The organism is Emticicia sp. MM (assembly GCF_001649495.1).
The window spans coordinates 1-18,874 of the sequence record NZ_LXHX01000030.1; the positions used below are offsets into that span (position 1 = coordinate 1).

The following is an 18,874-nucleotide window of genomic DNA, read 5'->3' on the forward strand; positions in this document are numbered from 1 at the left end:
TTTTTCATAATTTTGTGTAGGAAAAGGCCGCCCCATTGGAGCGGCTTTTTTTATATCCAATAATCGAAAATGTAAACTAATTTAAAGGAAGTCTTCGCTAAAGGGGGACTCCAGTCCGAAGAGTTCCTTAGAAAAAACAACACAATGAACAACATAAAATTCTATAAATATCAAGGTACAGGCAACGATTTTGTGATGATTGATAATCGTGACGGTAGTTTTCCTGCCAGCCAAGAATACATTGAGCACCTTTGCCACCGCCGATTTGGAATTGGAGCTGATGGGCTAATTTTACTGCAAAATGATGCTGAATACGATTTCCGAATGGTTTATTACAACGCTGATGGTCGTGAAGGTAGTATGTGCGGAAATGGTGGACGTTGCACCGTTCGTTTTGCCGAAGATTTAGGTGTTTTTAAAGAAACTACAAAATTTATAGCTGTTGATGGCGAACATACTGCCCAAGCCAGTAAAAAAGTAATTTCTTTGAAAATGGGTGAAGTTCACAGCCTTGAGCGTCATGAAGCCTATGATTTTATGAATACAGGCTCGCCCCATTACGTAATGTATGTAACTGATATTGAGGCATTTGATGTATTTTCAGCAGGCAAAAAAATCAGATATTCACCCGAATGGGTAGCTCGTGGTGGTACAAACGTAAACTTTGTAGAAATCTTGAGTGATGACACAATTTATGTGCGAACTTATGAGCGTGGCGTAGAAGACGAGACCTTTTCGTGTGGCACGGGAGTTACAGCCTCTGCCCTATCAGCTTATTTGCGTCATGGTATGAGAAGCCCCATAAATGTGATTACGAAAGGTGGGAATTTACAAGTTTCTTTCAACGAAGATTTTACAGATGTGCATCTAATCGGGCCAGCCGTTAAAGTTTTTGACGGTATTTTGTAATCAGACAACCGATAAAATAGGTAAAAAAGCCTTGATATTCCATTGAAAATCGAGGCTTTTTGTATTATCAAAACATTTACTACAAAAAACATTGCATAATCAAACAGGAGTGCATAATTTCGGTAACCTAACAAAAACGAAAATACGATGACCGAATTTGTTTTAGCTATTGAATGGGAAGGCTTTGAAAAAGATAAGTATGTCCATACAGTTTTAGAAGATAATATTCTCCCACCCTACATTGCCCAATGCCGTTGGTTTGCGGGTAAGGCTCGCCAAATTAAGCAATTAAAAGTAAGAGATGCTGTTCATTTCGAGGATTTCATTTTCATGACTTTTGAATCGAGATATGAGGAAGGCGACAGTGAGTTATACCTTTTGCCCCTGTCATTTGTAAAAGAAGGGACACAAGAAATTCCTTCGAAAGGAATTCTGAGCAAAGCCAGTATGGACGATAATATAGGTCACCTTGTTGATGCCATTTATGATGTAACTTTCAGAAACGCCTTATTTTCAAGCATTTACCATAAACAATCTTATAATCAAATCAATGATGATAAACTTGTTTTCTTCAACGGAAAAGCATTCGTAGCCGAATCTGACGTCATTGATTCGCATTTGCCCAATATTGATTCATCAAATTCAGCAATGGTTTTTGGGGGTAAGTATTTCCTTAAACTTTACCGAAAACTTTTCACCGAAACAAATCCAGAAGCTGAAATGGTTGAGTTTATAACTCAGCACTCTGACTTCCGAAATATACCGAGATTTGCAGGCAGCATTACTTGGAAACGTGCCGATGTTTCTGAAATTACGTTTGCAGTAATGGTCGAAGTCATCAAAAGCGAAAAGGATGATTGGAGTATGACGGGCGATTATCTGAATGACTTCTTGCTGGCTTTTGTCGATGGAAATTTTCAGATTAAAGAATCGGTTTTCGGGAAAGTTGCTTTGCTTGCACACCGAACTGCCGAAATGCACAAAGCTCTTTTTGCCCTGCGTGGAGCTGGTACATTTAATGCTGAACCTTTCGACCGCCAATACCGGAGATTTTTGCACCAAAAAATGGAAAACCTACTCGAACGTCGATATAACTTATTGACTGATAACTATCTACGTCTCGACGAGCAGGCCCAAACTTTGGCATGGAAATTTATGGAAGCTAAAGATTTGATTCTTGATTTCGTTGATCAAGTGCTTACCCGTCCACTTTTTTCGTACCGAACTCGTATTCATGGCGATTATCACTTGGGGCAAGTTTTAGCAACCGAAAACGACTTGGTTATCATAGATTTTGAAGGAGAGCCAGAAAGTACAATTTCTGAGCGAAAAATAAAACATTCGCCACTAAAAGATGTAGCAGGTATGATTCGCTCCTATCATTATGCTGTTTCTGCAAAACTTTATAACTCAGCCGAAACCAGTGAAATAGATGAGCTGCAACTCCAACGTGCGGCCGACCGTTGGTATAAATTGATTAAAGATACTTATCTTGAAGAATATCTGTCTGTTTTTGGAAATCCACACCCGTTATTTAAAGATAACAATGAAATAAACTATCTTTTGCTCTTCCATTTACTCGAAAAAGCAGTTTATGAGATTGGCTATGAAGTAAATTATCGCCCAAGCTGGGTAAAAATTCCGCTTAAAGGCATTGCAGAGGTTTTGGCAGAAGTAGAAAAATTGAGAAGATAGAAGTAGTGGTATCCAATTTAGTAAAGCACTTTTAATGGGTTAGATAAAGAGTTATTTTTAATGAAAGAGTATTTTAAGCAAATTTTTGAACACGAGCATTGGGCAAATCTAAAAGTACTTGAAGGTATGATTTGTGCATCTGAAATTCCTCAACGTGTGATTGAGATTTTTTCGCACACAATTGCAGCTCAACGCATTTGGCTCGATCGAATAAATGGAAATGTAACTGAACTAAAAGTTTGGGAAGTTTTTGACACAAAAATTATGCTTGAACTTTTAGAAATCAATTATGATGACATCAACAAAATCATTAATAATCAAGATTTTGACCAGTTGATTGCCTACCAAACTTCAAATGGCCAGCATTTTACGAGCACAATCAACCAAATTCTAAGCCATTTGGCTCTGCACGCTTCCTATCATCGAGGACAAGTAGTTTTACTGCTTAAAGGTAAAATAGAAACATTACCAACAACCGATTTTATTCTTTACGTAAGATAAATTTTGAACGCTAAAGAAAACCAATTCAACAAATATGAATCATATCCCAAGCCTTGACGACATCAAAGAAGTTCACGAACGCATCAAACCGTTTATTCATCACACTCCGGTACTAAGTTCAACAAGTATCAACGAACTGGCTGGTTGCGAGATTTTTTTTAAGTGCGAAAACTTTCAAAAAATTGGAGCGTTTAAAGCCCGTGGTGGTATGAATGCTGTTTTGTCTTTATCGAAAGCAGAGCAAGAAAAGGGCATCACAACTCACTCATCAGGCAATCATGCACAAGCGATTGCTTTGGCAGCTAAAACGGTCGGAACTAAAGCTTATATTGTGATGCCAAGCAATGCACCTATTATCAAAAAAAATGGTGTAAAAGCTCTTAATGGTGAAATTATTGAGTGCGAACCAACACTTGATGCACGTGAATCAACAGTTCAACAAGTAATTGACCGCACTGGAGCAACGTTTGTTCACCCATTCAATAATTATGATGTAATTGCTGGACAAGCAACTGCAACAGTTGAATTAATTGCTGAAATTCCGAACTTGCAAATAATAATGGCTCCAGTTGGTGGAGGTGGACTTTTGAGTGGAACAGCTCTTGCAACGCATTATCTATTACCTAATGCTGAAGTAATTGCAGGTGAACCCGAAGGAGCAGCCGATGCAATTTTATCATTTAAGAGTGGGAAAATTGAGAAAGCACCGTATATAAATACCATTGCTGATGGCTTGATGACAAATCTGGGCGACAAAACGCTGGAAATTATCAGAATGTATGTAAAAGATATTATTTTAGTAAGTGATGATGAAATAATTGCAGCAATGCGATTAATTTGGGAACGCCTAAAGATTGTTATCGAGCCATCCTGTGCTGTTCCATTTGCAGCTTTACTGAAACAAAAGGAAAGATTTGCAGGAAAAAAGGTAGGTATTATTCTAACGGGTGGAAATATTGATTTAGGAAAACTTCCTTTTTAAATAGACACAAAAAGAGGTAAGTTTCACAGACTTACCTCTTTTTGTTATTATTCAAATAAATCTACAAACTCAAATTTTTCTCCATCAAAAAGCCCTAAATCACTAAGTTTGAGAGCAGGAATTACTAACAGAGCCATAAATGATAAGCTCATAAATGGAGAAATAAGTGTACTACCGAGCTGCTCTTTCACAAATCGGTCAATCATGGTATAGCTCTCTGCTACTTTATAACCATCATCACTACTCATCAGACCAGCTACTGGTAAACCTAATACACCACGTTTAGTATTGCTTACGGCAGAAACTCCCCCCTTTTCTCTGATAATCAGATTAATAGCTTCACAAATGGAAAAATCATCCACCCCAACCGCTATAATATTATGAGAATCATGACCAACTGAAGAAGCGATAGCACCTTCTTTTAAGCCATAATTATTGATAAAAGCGATGGCTGGTGGAGCAGTTTTATAGCGATTCAGAACAACTATCTTTAATATATCTTTTTCTAAATCAGCTACTACAAAACCATTTTCTATTTTGGGCTCTACAAAAACTTCATTCGTAATCAACTGTCCATCAATGGTTTGTATAACTCTCATTCGTTGCACATTTACAGGAGCAATAATTTCAATTTGTTTGGGTTCAATCAGTTCACAATCAAAATTATTGATTATTTCGCTTTGTAGATTTTCAATCAACGAAACACCATTTTCAGCAACTTTCTGACCATTGATATACGTCGTTTCGACATTGAAATCTTCCAAATTATCAACCAAAATAAAGTCACCCCAATCACCTTCTCTCAATAACCCAATATTCATTCGATAATGCAAAATCGGATTAATAGTTGCCATCCGAAGCACTTTAAATCTATCTATTCCATTGGCTATTGCTCTTTTAACAAGTTGATTGATGTGACCTTCAACCAAATTATCTGGATGTTTATCGTCGGAGCAAAACATCATATTGGCAAAATGTTCATCAGCTAAAGGAATCAATTCTTCAAAGTTTTTTGCAGCACTACCCTCTCGAATCAATATTTTCATGCCGAGTTTAAGCTTTTCTAATGCTTCACTCTTTGTAAAACATTCGTGGTCAGTTTCTATACCTGCTTCAATATATTTTTTTGCTGCCGCTCCTCTTAATCCAGGTGCATGACCATCAACAGGTTTATTGAATGCTTGTGCCAAAGCAATTTTCTGCATTACCAATGGGTCTTCATGCAAAACCCCAGGAAAATTCATCATTTCGGCCAAATAACCAACCTCCTTATAGGTAAATAAATGAGCAATATCTTTTGCTGTAATTTCGGCACCAGCGGTTTCGAAGCCCGTTGCTGGTACACAAGATGGAGCTCCAAAGCAAAATTTGAAAGGTACTCGTCGCCCATCTTCAATCATAAATTCAACGCCTTTTACCCCTAAAACATTGGCAATTTCATGAGGGTCAGAAACGGTACCAACAGTACCGTGAACAACTGCTAATCGAGCAAACTGTGCGGGTGTAAGCATAGAGCTTTCCACGTGTACGTGAGCATCAATCAGACCTGGTAGGATATATTTTTCTCCTTCTCTTTCTGCTCCTTGTAGATTTATTTGATGGATTCTACCATTTTCAATAATCAACGTTCCATAGGAAACAGTGCCATCAAACACATTTACTATATTAGCACTTAAATTTATCATTGATGAAATTTGGGGATTCTTATATTTTTGGTAAAATAAATCTTTTTTTGTAAAAAATATCAATTTCGTTTCAAATATTGTACAAAATGAGTTAAAATAAACAAATTGAGAAAAATTATTAATGAATTGTGACCGAAGCAGCGATTTTAGAGTCTAAAGAATGAAGTCACCCAAAATGATAGTTTGGAAGAGTGAACCTTTTAATTCAACAAATTACAGAGTGATTTCGAGGACTTCGCGGGGAACTATCGCATCGGAGTTTTTTAGCTCAATATACTATAAAAATAAAAAAGTCATCCAATAACATCAGATGACTTTAAGTCTATTTGAGTGAACCTTTTTGAATATTTTTGAAATAACAGCTAAGTGTTTTCTTACGCTATTATTTATCTGTGTGTATCTTTTGCGAACACTTAATTTACAACCAAAATCGTGCCAAATACCTATTAAATGGATAATTTTTAAATTCGCTACATTTCCATATCATATCAATCAGTTATCAATCAATTTTAATTTGAAGCATTTTTTGGCATAGATTTTGTTCTTTTATGAGCTATTTTTTGAATATTTTCCAATATTTATCAAACTTTGCGACTTTTGGCACTGTTTTAGACCTTTCATAAAATTCTTCAAAAAAACTGATACTTTTTAGGTCAACTAACGTTTAATACAATGAATGAAAAAACACCCTTCATTCGCATCAAAAATGACAAATAACAGTGATAACGTTTCACAGAGTTTCAATGAAAAAAAACGTAAAGATTTAATGGCAAGTTTGGCTATTGATGCTTTAGGGATGGTAACATATCTCATTCCTGCACTGGGCGAAGCAGCCGATGTGGTAATCGCACCGATTATTTCGGTTTTAATTTATGCAGTTCATCGAACTACATTTGGTGCTATCGCAGGTTTCTTAGAAGAAATAATTCCATTCACAGACATTATTCCGAGTGCTACCATTATTTGGTTTTATCGCTATTTCTTGAAAAGAGAAAGTACGTTTAATGAATTTATGGAGAGATTTAAAAAAAAAAATCCAATTATTATTAATAGTAAATAAGAGATTTTCTAAGTTAGAATAAAGAAAAAAGCGTCTCAAGAATAATTCTTGAGACGCTTTTTATATTTAGAGTAATTCTGTTTAGAAATGTCTTTCGCCAGGTTCACGCTTAGCCAGCATCACTGCACCAGCCATTGCCACCAAAAACAATACAGATATAAGCTCAAACGGCAATAAATATTCACCATAAAGAGACTGTCCTAAAATTTCAACCATTCCAGTTTGTGAATTAAAACTCGTAGCATCTATTTTCTCTTTTCCTGCTCTTCTTAGGAAAATAATCAAAATTCCACCTAACAAAAGAGCTGTCACGATAGCAGTTGTAATCAATTTATTATTCTTCATTTCATCAGTTTCTTGTTTCATATTCAAGAACATAATCACGAATAGAAATAATACCATGATAGCACCTGCATAAACAATAATATTAACTGCTGCTAAAAATTGGGCATTCAATAATATATAGTGAGCCGAAATTGAAAAGAATGTCACAATTAAATAAATGACACTATGCACTGGATTTTTCGACATTATAGTACCTAAAGCTCCAAAAAGAGTTAATACTGATAATATGGCGAATGTATAAAAAATTGGAGGTAAACTAAGTATATTTTGCATATTCTGGTTAAAATCTAAGGCTTAAAAAAATTACTTCCAAAGCTTCATGGCATCTTCTTTGGTCCAAGCATCTCTCTGGTAGCGTTGATTCATGTCTTCTACCAATTGGTCTTTCCCATAAATTACATCTGAACGGTCAGTAAATACTGGCACAAATTTGTCATGACGTAAATAAACAGCTTGTTTTGGGCAAGCTTCTTCACAAAGACCACAGAAAATACAACGTAGCATATTAATTTCATAAACCGCCGCATATTTTTCTTCACGATAAAGATGTTCTTCACCTTTCACACGCTCTTGTGCTACCATCGAAATCGCTTCAGCAGGACACGCTACGGCACAAAGCCCACAAGCTGTACAACGTTCACGTCCTTCTTCGTCTCTTTTTAAGATATGATGTCCACGAAAAACTGGTCCCAAATAGCGTTTTTGTTCAGGATATTCGATTGTAGGCTTCGCTTGAAAAAAGTGTTTAATCGTAATACCTAAACCTGTAGCAAGAGAAGGTAAATAACTTCTCTCAAACAAACTTAATTCGGATTTATCAGTTTTTTTTGCTCTATTAGTTAACTGCATAGTTTTAATGAGTGAATGAGTGAATGAGCGAATGAGCCTTTCTTAACTCATTGTTCAAAATCTCTCATTAATTGATAATTGTTAATTGATTTACGCTCCCATAATAGCGTTTTTCTTTTTCGGACGCATTGACCAGCCTACAGAAATTAGTACAACCATCAAAGCTAAACCGATCCAAATCCCAACCAATTTATACCCTGAAAGAATTGCTCCTGCTGTAATTATGAGGTTTGCAACTGCTAATGGAATTAAGCCTTTCCAACCAAGATTCATTAATTGGTCATAACGGAAACGTGGAACTGTCCAACGAACCCACATAAAGAAGAATATACCAAATAAGATTTTAGTAAACATTGAGCCAATTCCTACCAAAGTTGCTACGTTATGACCAACATTTGCTCCGAGAGCAGATATTAACTGACTTTCAACAAAATCCATTCCTGGGTAGTTATATCCACCGAAAAACAAACAAGCTGTTACTGCTGAAGAAGCAAACATGTTGATGTATTCTGCAAAAAGATAAAAACCTAATTTCATTGAGCTATATTCTGTGTGATATCCACCAACTAACTCAGTTTCGCACTCAGGTAAGTCAAATGGAGTACGGTTACATTCAGCAAATGCACAAACTGTAAATATTAAAAAACCAAGTGGCTGATAAAATACATTCCAATTGCCTCCGTGTTGTTGTAATACAATTTCACGAAGTGATAAAGTACCTGACATCATCAAAATAGCTATGATTGACATACCCATCGCCAATTCATAACTAATATTTTGCGAAGCCGCACGGATAGCACCTAACAAAGAAAATTTATTATTTGATGCCCATCCACCAATCATTACTCCGTAAACTCCAAGCGACACAACACCAAAAACGTATAAAATGCCAATATTGATTTCGATAGCTTGAACGAAAACTTCTTTACCTCCAATAATAAATGAATTTCCGAATGGTACAACAGCACTTGACATCAAAGCAGTGAACATTGATAAACAAGGCCCTAATATAAATAACCATTTATCGGCTTGTGCTGGAATAAAATCTTCCTTGAAAAACATTTTTCCAGCATCGGCGAGTGGTTGTAATAAACCACCCCAACCAGCACGATTCGGACCACGACGGTCTTGAATGTAAGCGGCTACTTTACGCTCAGCCCAAGTTGAATATGCTGCAATACCAAGTGTGATTGCAAAAATTACGATAATAATAAGAGCTTTCCAAAGAAACATACTTTCGGTTAGCCATTGTACAAAAGAACTCATAATTAAAAGTTTACGACGGGGTCGCCCGTGCGAATAGAATTTACGAATTACGATTTATATGTTGTCGTATCTTCGAGTAACTTTCCAAATATTTTAAACAAAACCTCAAAATTACTTTTTGAAATAACTTTCATTTTTTTGCTGCAATGCTTTGTAGTCTTCAGATTGCTTTATTTCGGCCATTTCATTGACATACGGACGAGAATCATCAATCTTTTTAAATTGAGATTCAGCCAATTTCAAGGCAAAATCTGGTTTTTTAATTAAATTTGAGCCGTATTTATTTGCTGAAATCACGGAAGCACGATTTACTTTCGTTGGCCCTTCAATTACCCAATCACTTGTTTTCTTCTTCTCGAATCGACAAGTGTTACAAATAAATTCTTTTACCTCACCCCATTCATTTTTGCGGGCTGTCACACGAATTACTTCGTCTCCACGATACCATAATTGCACGTTTCCGCTACATTTATCGCAATCACAATGGGCATCAACTGGTTTAGAAAACCATACACGATTTTTGAAACGGTAAGTTTTATCAGTTAAAGCACCGACTGGACAAACATCAATTACATTTCCTGAGAAATCATTGTCAATTGCACGACCAATGTAAGTTGAAATTTCGGCATGGTCACCCCTTCCCATTACGCCATGAACACGGCCATCAGTAATTTGGTCAGCCGTATAAACGCAACGATAGCACAACACGCAACGTGTCATGTGCAGTTGTACGTAAGGACCAATATCTTCTTTCTCAAACGTACGACGCTCTTCTTGATAGCGAGTTGTACTTGTCCCATTTTCAAAAGCAAAATCTTGTAAATGACACTCACCTGCTTGGTCACAAACGGGACAATCAAGTGGGTGATTGAGTAATAAAAACTCAACGACTCCTTTGCGAGCTTCTACCACTTGTGGATTGGTGAAGTTTTCAACCACCATACCATCTTGTACAGGCGTGATACACGAAGCAACCAATTTAGGCATCGGACGTGGGTCTTTTGCTGAACCAGCCGCAACTTTCACCAAACAAGCACGGCATTTTCCACCCGAACCTTTGAGTGGTTCATAGTAGCACATGGCTGGCGGTGCTACTTCTGGGCCAATCTGGCGAGCAGCCTGCATAATGGTTGTTCCTGGAGCAACTTCTACTTCCACACCATCAACAGTGACTTTAAACATTACTGGTTTTATATCTTCCATCAGTTTTTCTGATAATAAACTTCTTTTCTACTAAAAATAAACTGCTTTGGTTATCGAATTAGACTAAAACTGCACCTGCATAAACAGCACCTGCTTTAGTAGCTTCTATTGGATGTTTTATATGCCATTCAAACTCATCACGGAAGTGACGAATTGCACTGGCAACTGGCCAAGCGGCTGCATCACCCAATGGACAAATGGTATTTCCTTCGATTTTTTTCGATACATCAACTAATAAATCAATATCACTCATAGAACCTTTACCATGTTCGATACGATTTAATACTTTTTGCATCCAGCCTGTTCCTTCACGACATGGTGAACATTGCCCGCAAGATTCATGCTCATAAAACCTTGAAAAATTCCAAGTATTACGAACAATACAAGCTGTTTCGTCAAAAGCGATGAAACCTCCTGAACCTAACATAGTACCAGTTGCGAAACCACCATCTGACAAAGATTCATAAGACATTAATCTATCTTCACCATTCGCATTTTTCAAGAATAATGCACCTGGAACAATCGGCACTGATGAACCACCAGCTACAACTGCTTTCAATCGATGACCTGTGCGAACTCCACCACAATATTCGTCAGAGTTTAAGAATTCATCACAAGAAAGCCCGAGTTCGATTTCATAAACACCTGGTTTGTTGATATGACCTGATGCTGAGATTAATTTTGTACCAGTACTTTTGCCCACACCGACAGCGGCATAAGCCTCGCCACCATTATTAATAATCCAAGATACCGTTGAGATTGATTCAACGTTATTTACTACGGTTGGACTTTGGTATAGTCCTTTTACAGCTGGAAAAGGTGGCTTATTTCTTGGGTTTCCACGCTTTCCTTCGAGTGATTCTAAAAGGGCAGTTTCTTCTCCACAGATATATGCACCACCACCTGGTTGTACTACTAATTCTAAATCATAACCACTTCCAAGTATATTCTTACCTAAGAAACCAGCAGCTTTTGCTTCTTCGATGGCTTTTTCAAGAATACGAATTACATACATCAACTCACCTCTAACGTAAATGAATGATTTGTTTGCACCAAGAGCATAGCTTGAAATAATCATCCCCTCAACTAATAAGTGAGGAATGGTTTTCATTAAATAATGGTCTTTGAAGGTACCTGGCTCTGATTCATCAGCATTGCAAACTAAATAACGTGGCACTCCTTCTGGCTTTGCCAAAAACGACCACTTCATTCCCATCGGGAAACCTGCCCCTCCACGTCCACGAACGCCAGATTTCTTGACTTCTTCTACAACCTCATCAGGAGTCATTTTTTTCAAGGCTTTCTCAACGGCAGTATAACCGCCTTTCTTACGATAAACCTCAAGAGTCTCGATTCCTGGTGTACTACAATGTTCGGTTAATATTTTTAGTGACATATCTTTTTAATTCACGAAATCGTTTAAAATTATGCTGGAATCAATAACATTTCAGCTTCAGAGATTGACTCTGGCAATGGTAATCCTTCTAACTCTAAGCCTTCAAAGTGAAATTTAATAGCTTCATATATTAAAGTCTCTGCTTCTTCTTTTGTTGTGCCTGTTACCCCAACTCCTGGAATGTCAGGTGCATAAGCACCAAATCCAGTAGCTGTTTTCTCAAATATAATAATATATCTTTTCATACATCTAATTGAGCTTGTCGTAAAATATTCTTATAAGTCCCGATTGGTACATCATCTGAAATTTTATGATAGGAAACTGTAACTAAGCCTGATTTATTAGAATTTTTCAATTGTCGATGACTGACGTACTTCATACCAACCATCTTTCTCTAATAAATCCATTAATTGTTTCCACTTTATAGCCATCTTTTACTCATTACTTAGAAAGTTCTTCAATAATTTCATCAACTTTCTGATTGTTCAAGTGCATATAATATTTTTCACGAATTTGGAAACATGGTCCCCAACCACAAGCAGCCAAACATTCTACCTCTTTCAAAGTGAAAAGACCATCGGCCGTTGTTTCACCCTTCTTAATACCCAATTTCTGTTGAAGGTGTCCGAATACTTCTTCTCCTCCCATTAATACACACGGACCTGTACGACAATATTCGATCACGTGCTTACCAACTGGTTCTAAATGAAACATCGTATAAAACGATGCAACCTCATATACTTCAACTGGTTTTATAGACAATAAACTTGCTACATAATCCATTACACCTTGACTCATCCAGGCAAATTGTTCTTGAGCTAAATGCAAAACGGGTAACAAGGCTGATTTTTGTCTTCCTTCTGGATAACGTGCTATTATTTCTTGTACTTTCGCCAGTCTTTCGGGCGTAAAAACTATATTATTATTCTCAGTCATTGTATAATCTTTTATTAAGCATCTAACTCTCCAGCAATTACATTTAAGCTACTCATAATTACGATGGCATCAGAAATTGACACGCCTTTGCACATTTCTGGGTATGCTTGATAATAAATAAAGCTCGGACGACGGAAGTGTAAACGATATGGAGCTCGACCGCCATCACTTACCAAATAAAAGCCAAGTTCACCATTCCCACCTTCTACTGCATGATACACTTCACCCGCAGGAGCATCAATTTCACCCATTACGATTTTGAAATGGTATATCAAAGCTTCCATATTTTTGTAAACATCATGCTTTGGAGGCAAATAGTAGTGATTTTCGTTGGCATAGTATGGACCTTCAGGGAGATTTTCAAGAGCCTGTCGAATAATCTTCATACTTTCCCACATTTCTTGGTTACGCACCATGAAACGATCATAAGTATCTCCGTTGTGACCAACTGGAATATCAAACTCAAAATCTTGGTACGAAGAATAAGGCTCCATCACACGAACATCATAATCAACACCTGCCGCACGTAAGTTTGGCCCGGTAAAACCGTACTCTAATGCTCTTTCGCCAGTAATTGCTCCAACATTTACAATTCTATCAACAAAAATACGATTACGATTGAAAAGCTTTTCAAACTCAGTCAATACTTTTGGTAAACTATTGTAAATTAAATCCTTAATTTTAGCGATTGCAGTTGGAGACAAATCTCTTTCCATTCCGCCAATTCTACCCATATTAGTTGTTAGACGAGCACCGCACATTTCTTCGTAGATTTCATATATTTTTTCACGTTCTTGGAAAACATATAAGAAACCAGAGTAAGCACCTGTGTCAACACCTAAGATTGAATTACAAATAATGTGGTCAGCAATACGAGCCAACTCCATCATAATTACACGAATATATTCTGCCCTTTTCGGTACAGTTACGCCCAAAAGTTTTTCTACTGTCATGTGCCAACCCATGTTGTTGATTGGTGAGGAACAGTAATTCATTCGGTCAGTAAGAGTCGTAATTTGGTAGAAAGGACGACGCTCAGCAATTTTTTCAAACGCACGGTGAATATAACCGATTGTTTGCTCGCCCGAAACGATTTTCTCCCCATCCATCTTCAAGATATTTTGAAAAATACCATGCGTAGCTGGGTGAGTTGGCCCAAGATTTAAAGTAGTAAATTCAGTATCTTCAACTATCGGTCTATTTAAGGCCAAAGCATCTGATGTATTTTTTGGTATTAGTATGTCTTCCATAAAACCCCTATCCCCTAAAGGGGGACTAATAATGAAAAGTATTTATTATTTTATATTACCCATTAAACACCCCTTCAGGGGCTGGGGGTGATTTATCTTCCAAACAAGGCGTCAATCTTATCTTCACGAGTGGCATCTTCGAGTGCATATTCTTTACGCATCGGGAAATAGTCCATTTCTTCGATATTCAAAATTCTGATAAGTTTTGGGTGACCATCGAAAAGAATTCCGAAGAAATCGTAGGTTTCTCTTTCCATCCAATTGGCGGTCGGCCAGACTGTTGTTGCGGTTGGAATATGTATATCATCTTGCGACAAGAAAACTTTGATTCGAATCCTTACGTTATTTTCAAGGCTATGGAGGTGATAAATCACACCAAACTCAGCACCTTGATTATCAGGCAAATGAATACCTGTCAAATCGGTTAAGAAATTAAAACGAAAAGTTTCGTGTTGCTTTAAATACTCAAGAAGCGAAATAATATTCTGACGATTAGTAGTAAGGGTAAGTAATCCCCAAGGCTCTTCAAAAGAGTGGGTATTTTCTCCAAACTTTGCTACTATATCTTCAGCTATTTGTTGATTAGTCATTCTAATTCTAAAATTTAAACTTTCTTCAATAAGAAATCTATACTTTACTGAATGTTGTAAGATTCTAACAAAGCTTGATATTCGGAAGTATTTCTTCTGCGAAGTGACTCATTGACAGCCAATTCTTGAATTTGCATTAATCCATCTAAGATTTGTTCTGGACGTGGTGGGCAGCCTGGCACATATACATCTACTGGTATTACACGGTCAATACCCTGCAATACTGAATATGTATCAAAAACTCCACCACTGGAAGCACAAGCACCAACGGCTATCACCCAACGAGGTTCTGCCATTTGCAAGTAAACTTGCTTTAGAACAGGTGCCATTTTTTTGGCGATTGTTCCCATTACCATCAATAGATCGGCTTGGCGTGGTGAGAAACTTGGACGCTCAGAACCAAAACGAGAAATATCGTAGTGAGCACCCATTGTTGCCATAAACTCAATTCCGCAACAAGAGGTTGCGAATGGCAATGGCCATAATGATTTACTACGGGCAATTCCGATTACTTTTTCAAATGAAGTTGCAAAAAAGCCAGAACCTTCAAATCCTTCGGGAGCTTCTATTGTTTTTATTTGATTACTCATGTTTTCTAATTATCAATAGTATAATTGTAGTGCTACAATTGCTATTATTTCAACTATGTGTTAAGTTAATTTGTTTTGGTAAAAACAAATTATTAATCTCTTTCCCAGCTTAATACACCTTTACGAATGATATAGTAAAAACCAGCCATCAAAAGTGTTAGGAATACAACCATTTCGGTAAAGCCAAACCAGCCGAGCTTTTTGAAATTTACTGCCCAAGGATACATAAAGATCACCTCAACATCGAAAAGTACAAACAAAATGGCAGTGAGGAAATATTTGATTGAAATCGGTGTACGGGCATCTCCTTCGGAGTCAATACCGCACTCAAACGGAGCATCTTTTAATTCACTGTTTCTTTTTGGGCCTATTGCGTGGGTTACAATCATCGTTGTGACAATAAACCCGATAGCTGCTATAATAAGCACCAAAATTGGGAGGAAATCTGAAGGCAAATATTCTTTCATAAATCAATAATTAACAGTAGTCAAAGGTTTTATAAATTTGTTATTAACGGCTTTTTACTACTTCCCATCTTTTATGTTCCAAAATTACTATTGTTATGCTAAGAAACAAAATAAAAAAGGGGTGAAAATATTTTCACCCCCGTTTTTATTTAATGATTACTCGTGAAGAGGCTTCATAAGAACCACTTACCAAACGAATGATATAAATACCTTTTTCTAATTGTCGTAAATCAAGCGGACGTTTTTCTTTTAAATCGCTGATTATACCTGAGTATACTTTTTGTCCTGCAAGTGTAAAGACTGCTATTTCGGCATTTGGGTTGTCAGCAATTGTCTCAATAGTAAATTGTCCATTGGAGTTCGGATTTGGATAAGCTCGGAATCCTTTATCGAGATAAGGGACGAATACATTTACAGGATTTGAAAATTGTGAATAGCATACTAATTCTTTATTATTTGCTAACGAATATTTCATTCCCATCCGAACAGAATAGTTTCCAGATGTACTGGCTTTTAAAATAGCTGAAACCGTAGAAAGGTCTTCGTTATCTTTCTTCCAATTGAAAAACTGGGCTGAATTATTATTTCGCGAAATCGCTAAAAGTTGAAAAGTACCATCAATACTAATACTTGGAACTGCAGGAGTTTCTTTGACTGTCACCTCAAATGATGTTGGTTTAGACAAACAATTTTTATCGTCTTTTATACGTAGGGTATATATCCCTGCTTTATCAACAGCAATACCTTTTGAAATAGCACCTGTACTCCATGTGTATGCTACGGCATCATTCGCAATTAAAGATAAACTTGTACCTTCACAAATCGTACTCATTCCATCACTTGTTGAAATTATTGCAATTGGAGATGGAATATATTTTAATTTAATTGTATCAGGAGAGGATTCACACCCATTTCTATCTCTAATAGATAAACTATATGAACCTTCTTTTACGACATATATTTCTCTTGATGATTCTCCAGTACTCCATCGGTAGCCTTGAGCTGACTCAACTTGGGGAGATAAACCTACAACATTTCCTTCACAAAACTTATCAACTCCATCAGCTTTAATCTTCACTATCGGGAGTGCATTTACAGTGACTTTCTTCGAAATCAATTCCGAACTGCATCCAAAACTATCTTTCACACGCAATGTATATATACCATCTGTACGTACATTGATTGTTTTGCTTGTTGCACCCGTACTCCATAAGTAAGAAGGAAAATCATTTTCAGGAAAAATGTTCACACTCTTTCCGAGACAAAAAGTTGTCTCACCATCTGCTATAATTGATGAAGACGGGCGTGGACGAAAATTTATATCAATGGAAGATTGTGATTCACATCCATTTTGTCCTCTTATGCGTAGATTATATGAACCTGCTTTATTTACTGTTATACGTTTTGTGTTTTCATTTGTACTCCATTGATAGGAAATACCATCATTATTTGTTGTAAAGAGTTCTACCGATTCATCGGGACAAATAGGTAAAGATTTACTTACACTAATGACATTAAAGGGTGATGGCAAAACATTCACGTTCACAGGATTAGACGCTGGTGAAACACAGCCGTTGATTGAATAATTTACTACGGTGTAATTTCCAGCCCCACGGGCAACAATTGATTGTCCCCTTTCGCCATTACTCCAGAGGTTTCCTCCATTTACATTTGAAGTCAGAACAACTCCTTGTCCATCACAGAAAGTAGTATTTCCATTCGCAGTAATAGTAGGTTGACTTACATTATTATTGGTTGAAAGGGTGATAGGCTGTGAAAAAACGGTATTCCCAACATCATCTTGGGCTTTGAATGAAAATGTTCCATTCGTGACAGTTATAAAATTTGCAGTGCCACCATTACTCCACTTATAAGCAGAATAACCACTTGTTGTGACTGTAAACTTGTTAATAGTAGTATTTGGGTTACAAATAATATTAACAGGTGGCAAATTTCTTGGAGCCAGCGGCTGTGAATTCGCAAAGAAATTACCATCTAAATAGTTATTCCAATAATCTGCGGCCGACCATAATCCGTCATTATAAAAATGTATGCCATCTGCTCTTTGATTTGAACCAACAATTTCGTCAGTCATGGGGCCAGCAAATACATTTGCTATACGTTGAATAGTTAAGTTCTGTCCTTCAATAACTGTTGGTAAAATTGTAGGGTTTCTTGAAGAACGAGCAACGACCCAAGCTAAATCTCCTTTTTTTGAGTCTGATCTACTTTTTTCGATAACAGTCCGTAAATTATTATAATAATTTTCTGCACTTGAATTACCATCACTCTCGCCTTGTTGCCATAAAATCCCTCTCACCCCTGTTCGTGTTGCAAAGTGTTGAAGTGCAGCTTTCATACCTCTATAGGGCATTCCTTCTACTCTTACAAATGTAGGTAATTCGGTTCTTAAATCTTGTCCATCAGCAGAGCGTCGCCAAACCTCACAGCTCAATCCTCCTAAAGCAGCACCATAAAATAAAACGGGGACATTAAGTTTTTGTACGAGTTTATCGCCAAGTTTGGCCCAAAACCATGGAACATAGTTATAAGGAGCCATCTTAGTATTATTACCCATCTGAGAAAACTGAAAAGGTAGTGCCTCTTCATTCAGATTTGGGTCATAATAGTTAATAACCGAAACTCTATCATCTGATGCTCCGATTGTTGCACCTGAGTAAGACTGGTCTCCTTGAGCATTAGACTGGCCAGCTACAATAAAAACTTCTCCAACCCCAACTCGCTCAAGCGTTGTATTCGTCACTACATTACCATTGAGGAACCCTCTAACTTCAATATTATACCAACCGCCACTTAGCTGAAGTGTTCCACTAAAAATACCATTATTACGAAAATCTTGAACAGCGTTCCAGCCAGTCTCGGAGCCTTGTCCTGCCCAAACTGGTACTGCTCTTGCCTCTATCCTATCAAGTTGTTGGAAATAACTGCCAGCTATGTTGATATTGGCTTGATTCTGGTTATTTCTTTGGAAAACTATGCGTGAAACGGGGAAGGTAATTTGTATTTGTGAATAAGAATCTAAAAGAACAATATTCATCAACAAAATTAACCAATTCCTTAAATAATTCATTCTTAAACGGATTAAGGTTCATTGCCTTTTACAAATTTACAACAGACAACAGCTATAAT

19 protein-coding genes are annotated in these 18,874 nt (G+C 37.0%); 5 read left to right on the forward strand and 14 right to left on the reverse strand.

What is annotated here, in order from left to right:
• Nucleotides 1–144: 144 nt before the first annotated feature.
• From dapF to A6M55_RS04760, 4 genes are all read left to right on the forward strand, one after another.
• Nucleotides 145–909 (forward strand): diaminopimelate epimerase, encoded by a 765-nt coding sequence (gene dapF / locus A6M55_RS04745; RefSeq protein WP_064196732.1) that lies wholly within the window; start codon nucleotides 145–147, stop codon nucleotides 907–909.
• Nucleotides 910–1,056: 147 nt separating this feature from the next.
• Nucleotides 1,057–2,604 (forward strand): putative maltokinase, encoded by a 1,548-nt coding sequence (locus A6M55_RS04750; RefSeq protein WP_064196733.1) that lies wholly within the window; start codon nucleotides 1,057–1,059, stop codon nucleotides 2,602–2,604.
• A 60-nt stretch (nucleotides 2,605–2,664) separates the two neighbouring features.
• Nucleotides 2,665–3,105 carry a DinB family protein gene (locus tag A6M55_RS04755; protein WP_064196734.1) on the forward strand — a complete coding sequence of 147 codons (441 nt, stop codon included), beginning with the start codon at nucleotides 2,665–2,667 and terminating at the stop codon, nucleotides 3,103–3,105.
• Between the two features lie 34 nt (nucleotides 3,106–3,139).
• Entirely contained in the window at nucleotides 3,140–4,087 is a 948-nt protein-coding gene (locus A6M55_RS04760) for a threonine/serine dehydratase (RefSeq protein WP_064196735.1), read from the forward strand.
• Between the two features lie 47 nt (nucleotides 4,088–4,134).
• Here A6M55_RS04760 and ade read toward each other — a convergent pair whose 3' ends face one another.
• On the reverse strand, nucleotides 4,135–5,772 hold the full coding sequence (ade, locus tag A6M55_RS04765) for an adenine deaminase (RefSeq protein WP_064196757.1): 1,638 nt from the start codon (nucleotides 5,770–5,772) through the stop codon (nucleotides 4,135–4,137).
• A 706-nt stretch (nucleotides 5,773–6,478) separates the two neighbouring features.
• Here ade and A6M55_RS04770 point away from each other — a divergent pair.
• Nucleotides 6,479–6,832, forward strand: a complete 354-nt coding sequence (locus A6M55_RS04770) for a hypothetical protein (RefSeq protein ID WP_197491663.1) — start codon at nucleotides 6,479–6,481, stop codon at nucleotides 6,830–6,832.
• An 81-nt stretch (nucleotides 6,833–6,913) separates the two neighbouring features.
• On the opposite strand, the gene A6M55_RS04775 is transcribed toward A6M55_RS04770, so the two are convergent.
• From A6M55_RS04775 to A6M55_RS04830, 13 genes are all read right to left on the reverse strand, one after another.
• On the reverse strand, nucleotides 6,914–7,450 hold the full coding sequence (locus A6M55_RS04775; protein WP_064196737.1) for an NADH-quinone oxidoreductase subunit J: 537 nt from the start codon (nucleotides 7,448–7,450) through the stop codon (nucleotides 6,914–6,916).
• Between the two features lie 30 nt (nucleotides 7,451–7,480).
• Entirely contained in the window at nucleotides 7,481–8,026 is a 546-nt protein-coding gene (locus A6M55_RS04780; protein ID WP_064196738.1) for an NADH-quinone oxidoreductase subunit I, read from the reverse strand.
• 90 nt (nucleotides 8,027–8,116) lie between these two features.
• Nucleotides 8,117–9,292 (reverse strand): NADH-quinone oxidoreductase subunit NuoH, encoded by a 1,176-nt coding sequence (nuoH, locus tag A6M55_RS04785; protein ID WP_064196739.1) that lies wholly within the window; start codon nucleotides 9,290–9,292, stop codon nucleotides 8,117–8,119.
• A 111-nt stretch (nucleotides 9,293–9,403) separates the two neighbouring features.
• Complete coding sequence (locus tag A6M55_RS04790; RefSeq protein ID WP_064196740.1) at nucleotides 9,404–10,495, reverse strand: 2Fe-2S iron-sulfur cluster-binding protein; 1,092 nt, start codon at nucleotides 10,493–10,495, stop codon at nucleotides 9,404–9,406.
• 58 nt (nucleotides 10,496–10,553) lie between these two features.
• On the reverse strand, nucleotides 10,554–11,891 hold the full coding sequence (gene nuoF / locus A6M55_RS04795; RefSeq protein ID WP_064196741.1) for an NADH-quinone oxidoreductase subunit NuoF: 1,338 nt from the start codon (nucleotides 11,889–11,891) through the stop codon (nucleotides 10,554–10,556).
• Nucleotides 11,892–11,920: 29 nt separating this feature from the next.
• Complete coding sequence (locus A6M55_RS04800) at nucleotides 11,921–12,136, reverse strand: type II toxin-antitoxin system HicB family antitoxin (protein ID WP_064196742.1); 216 nt, start codon at nucleotides 12,134–12,136, stop codon at nucleotides 11,921–11,923.
• Complete coding sequence (locus A6M55_RS17675; RefSeq protein WP_197491664.1) at nucleotides 12,133–12,270, reverse strand: type II toxin-antitoxin system HicA family toxin; 138 nt, start codon at nucleotides 12,268–12,270, stop codon at nucleotides 12,133–12,135. Before A6M55_RS17675 ends, A6M55_RS04800 begins: the two co-directional genes overlap by 4 nt.
• Nucleotides 12,271–12,332: 62 nt before the next feature.
• Nucleotides 12,333–12,827 carry an NAD(P)H-dependent oxidoreductase subunit E gene (nuoE, locus tag A6M55_RS04805; protein WP_064196743.1) on the reverse strand — a complete coding sequence of 165 codons (495 nt, stop codon included), beginning with the start codon at nucleotides 12,825–12,827 and terminating at the stop codon, nucleotides 12,333–12,335.
• Nucleotides 12,828–12,841: 14 nt separating this feature from the next.
• Nucleotides 12,842–14,077, reverse strand: coding sequence for an NADH dehydrogenase (quinone) subunit D (gene nuoD, locus A6M55_RS04810; protein ID WP_082892927.1), 1,236 nt, complete (start codon nucleotides 14,075–14,077; stop codon nucleotides 12,842–12,844).
• 92 nt (nucleotides 14,078–14,169) lie between these two features.
• Nucleotides 14,170–14,667, reverse strand: a complete 498-nt coding sequence (locus A6M55_RS04815) for an NADH-quinone oxidoreductase subunit C (RefSeq protein WP_064196744.1) — start codon at nucleotides 14,665–14,667, stop codon at nucleotides 14,170–14,172.
• A gap of 44 nt (nucleotides 14,668–14,711) precedes the next feature.
• Nucleotides 14,712–15,257, reverse strand: coding sequence for an NADH-quinone oxidoreductase subunit B (locus A6M55_RS04820; protein WP_064196745.1), 546 nt, complete (start codon nucleotides 15,255–15,257; stop codon nucleotides 14,712–14,714).
• Nucleotides 15,258–15,349: 92 nt separating this feature from the next.
• Entirely contained in the window at nucleotides 15,350–15,724 is a 375-nt protein-coding gene (locus A6M55_RS04825) for an NADH-quinone oxidoreductase subunit A (protein ID WP_064196746.1), read from the reverse strand.
• A gap of 145 nt (nucleotides 15,725–15,869) precedes the next feature.
• A complete protein-coding gene (locus tag A6M55_RS04830) occupies nucleotides 15,870–18,815 on the reverse strand; it encodes a sialate O-acetylesterase (protein WP_064196747.1) in 2,946 nt (981 codons plus the stop codon).
• Nucleotides 18,816–18,874 lie beyond the last annotated feature (59 nt).